Annotated in this window: 1 protein-coding gene; it reads left to right on the top strand. The window is 53.3% G+C overall.

Annotated elements, in window-relative coordinates; translation table 11 throughout:
- Positions 1–141: 141 nt before the first annotated feature.
- On the top strand, positions 142–3,554 hold a 3,413-nt coding region (locus tag ACJROR_RS05305), incomplete at its 3' end, for a DEAD/DEAH box helicase family protein (RefSeq protein ID WP_406546185.1).

Here is a 3,554-nt window from a genome sequence, read left to right as displayed (position 1 = left end):
TTCTGCTTTCTTTTTCGTTTTCTGTTTACGCTCGCGCCGGTTTTCCCGGCGGGGTGATTTGTTAAACAGGCCTGATTATTTGCCTGTCAGGGTTTAACAGCATGGGGTTATGGGTTAAATTAGTATTCAGGAGCGTCGCCTATGTCCAACTTTGATTTCCTTAATAACAAAATCGAATTCGCGTTATTTGCCCAGGCGGCTATTGAGGCTGAAAGGGTTTATGCCTATGCTCCGGCCATGTGCGCCGCCGGGGCCCGCAAGGCTCTGGAGCTTGCGGTGAAATGGGTCTATGCCGCGGATACCTCCATTCAGATGCCGTACAAGGACAATCTGCAGGCTCTTATTCATGAACAGACCTTCGTATCAGCGGTAAATCGGACGGTCTGGGTTCGGCTGCCCTTTGTGGTGAAGCTGGGAAATCTGGCAGTGCATACCGGAAGAAGCATCCAGAGAAGCGATGCCCTGGCGTCTTTGAAGGCTCTCTTTGAGTTTATCGAATGGATCGATTACAGCTACGGCTCCTGCTATGAACCCCGAAAATTCCGCGAGGATCTGATTCCCGCCGAAAGGGTGGTGATTGACACCAAAAAGATCCGGGAGCAGGAAAGTCTTCTGGAGGCCAAGGATTCCGAAATCGAAGCTCTCCGGAAGAAGATTGAGGAGATGGCGGCGGAGTATACGGCAGCCCGGGAACAGCATCAGAAGGAGCGGGAATTTCAGGCCGAGGAGATTTCGGAATTTGAAACCCGGAAGATCTTCATCGATACGGACATGAAGCTCGCAGGCTGGAAATTTGCCCTCAGGGGAAATCAGGACGGCTCCTCCGGCGCCGGAGACCCTTCTGATACCGGAGCCGATGCCAGCGTGTTTGAAGAGTACCGGGTAGAGGGCATGGCCGGAAAATCCGGCGCCATCGGCTATGCGGATTATGTCCTTATGGGCCGGGACGGCAGGCCTCTCGCCGTGGTGGAAGCAAAAAGATCCTCCCGGGATCCCAAAAGCGGTCTGGAGCAGGCCCGGCTTTACGCGGATTCTCTGGAAAGGAAAATCGGCCGCCGGCCCTTTATTTTTCTGACCAACGGCTTTGAGACGTATTTTGCCGATGATGACGGCTTTCCGCCCCGGCAGGTGAGCGGGATCTTCAGCCGGGATGATCTTCAGAAGCTCATGAACCGGCGTTCTCAGAAATGTCAGGATCTTAAATCCCTTCCCATAAATGACGCCATTACTGACCGTTATTATCAGAAGGAGGCCATAAGAGCAGTATGCGACAAGCTGGAGCAGGGAGTCCGGAAGCACCTTCTCGTGATGGCCACGGGCACCGGAAAGACCCGCACCGCCGCCAGCCTCACGGATGTGCTCTCCCGGGGCAACTATGTGTCAAACGCGCTGTTTCTGGCCGACCGCACGGCGCTGGTGAAGCAGGCGAAGGATGACTTCAAGGACTATCTTCCGGACATGTCTCTCTGCAATCTCTGCGACAACAAGGACGACCGCAATGCCCGGGTGGTGTTTTCTACCTACCCGACCATTCTGAACGCCATTGATGACACCAAAACCCCGGACGGATCCCGGAGCTTTTCTCCCGGGCATTTTGATCTCATTATCATCGATGAAAGCCATCGCAGCATCTTCAAAAAGTACCGGGAGATCTTTGCCTATTTTGATGCTGTCTTAGTGGGCCTTACCGCCACTCCCAAAACCGAGGTGGATCGCAATACCTACGATTTCTTTGAAATGGAGGACGGGATCCCCACCTACGCCTATGACTATGAAACGGCGGTGTCCCGGGATCAGGTGCTGGTTCCCTACTACAACTATGAGGTTGCCACCAGGTTTATGGAGGAGGGCATTCACTATGACGAGCTTTCCGAGAGAGACCGGGAACGCTTTGAGGATGACTTCGCGGAGGACGGCGAGATCCCGGAATTCATTCCGTCCCAGGCCCTGAATTCCTTTATTTTCAATGAGATCACCGTGGATACGGTTATTCAGGATCTTATGGATCGGGGGATTCACATTTCCGGAGGCGACCGGCTGGGCAAGACCATTATTTTTGCTCAGAACAAGCGTCATGCCGAATTCATCCTGGAACGCTTCAACAAGCTGTACCCGAAATACAACGGCGTTTTTGCCAAAAGGGTGATCTGCGATGACAGCTACTCCCAGAAGGTAATTGATGACTTCAAGCAGGAGGGACGGAATCCCTTCATTGCCATCTCCGTGGATATGATGGACACGGGAATCGACGTGCCGGAGTGCGTGAATCTGGTGTTTTTCAAGAAGGTGCGCTCCAAAACCAAATTCTGGCAAATGATCGGCCGGGGCACCAGACTGTGCCGGGATCTTCGCTGCGTTGACCGCATTGACGGCGAGTATGAAGGCAAAAAACGCTTCCTGATCTTTGACTACTGCGGGAATTTTGAATACTTCCGCCAGCATAAGGAAGGCTTTGAATCCCGGGAGGCCAAAAGTCTCAGCGAGAGCATTTTCGGGAAGCAGGCAAAGCTGCTGTCACTCCTGGAGGATCCGGCTTATTACGGAGAGGAGTTTCAGAAATGGCGGGAGGATCTTGTCCGGGTTTGCCGGGAAATGGTGGCAGACCTTAATCCGGATCTCATCTCGGTGAAGCAGCGGCTCCGCTACGTGGAGAAGTTTAAGGCGGAACACGCTTTTGAAAAGATCACCGCAGGGGATCTTAACGAGCTTCTGCAGTACATCGCTCCAATTACTCATCTGAACGAAGAGGATGAGTTCGCCAAACGCTTTGACAACTTCATGTACGGACTCATGCTGGCGGACATGGAGCATCTCCCGTCTTTTAAGAGGGCGAAGGCGGCTCTCCGGGAAACCGCATCTCTCCTGGAGAAGAAGGCCGCAGTGCCTCAGATCCGGGCCCGGCTTTCAGCCATAAGGGAGATCCAGACTGATGAGTACTGGGCTCTTAACAATGTGTTCCGCTTTGAGAAGACCAGAACCGAGCTTCGGGAGCTTATCAAATTTCTGGACGAGAAGACCTCCCGCGCTCCTGTAATTACCCGGCTGGCGGATCCCGTGATCCGCATGAATGAAGGGGAGCCTCTGGATGCCGCTTATGACTTTCAGGATTACCGGGAACGGGTAAACCGCTATATCTGCGAGCACGGGGATACTTTGGCCATACACAAGCTCACGCACAATATCAGGCTTACCTCCGGGGATTTTCAGGAGCTGGAGCGGATTTTTACCAGCGAACTTGGGAGCCGCGAGGATTATCAGAAGGTTTTCGGGGACACTCCCTTCGGTCTTCTGGTGCGTAAAATCGCCCGGCTGGATCATGAGGCGGCCATGCAGGCGTTTTCGGAATTTATCAATGATGCCTCCCTGAACCAGAGACAGATCGCCTTCATCAATAAGATCATCGGCCATATCGAGAAGAACGGCTATATGGAAAGCCCTGCCGATCTGCAGAAGCCTCCGTTTGATAAGCCGGTGAGCTTTTCCAGGCTGTTTGATGCCGCCAGAAGAACCGCCATCGTGTCGGCTATCAGGGAAATCAAGGATAATGCGGTCAG

It is taken from the genome of Succinimonas sp., assembly GCF_045225735.1.
GTDB lineage: Bacteria > Pseudomonadota > Gammaproteobacteria > Enterobacterales > Succinivibrionaceae > Succinimonas.
The sequence above is the reverse complement of the archived record's forward strand: the minus strand, read 5'-3'. Positions and strand labels throughout refer to the sequence as shown.